Source organism: Pseudomonas persica (assembly GCF_900291015.1).
GTDB lineage: Bacteria > Pseudomonadota > Gammaproteobacteria > Pseudomonadales > Pseudomonadaceae > Aquipseudomonas.
Map to the genome: position 1 here is coordinate 1 of NZ_OLKL01000232.1, position 256 is coordinate 256.

The window sequence follows — 256 nt, forward strand, 5'->3', positions numbered from 1 at the left end:
GTTCCTTGGCGAACGGCATGTCGGCCAGCACCGGCACGTTCAGTTCGACGTAGAACTCGTCGAGCTTGTAGCTGCCCTTGGTCGGTGCGCCGGCCAGGTCGGTGCTCAGGCCCGACTGCAGCAGTGCATCCGGGTTGTACTCACCGCTTTCCTGGCGGTGCTCGTAACCAGCAGCGATGGCCAGGTCACCGGCCGGCAGCGTGAACAGCGAACCGGAGATGTTGGCGCTGTAGGCCTTGGTGGTGTTGGTGTAGGT

General features: G+C 63.7%; 1 protein-coding gene. It reads right to left on the reverse strand.

All coding sequences use genetic code 11. From position 1 onward, the window contains the following. On the reverse strand, window positions 1-256 hold a 256-nt coding region (locus FQ664_RS26395; protein ID WP_144175936.1), incomplete at both ends, for a hypothetical protein.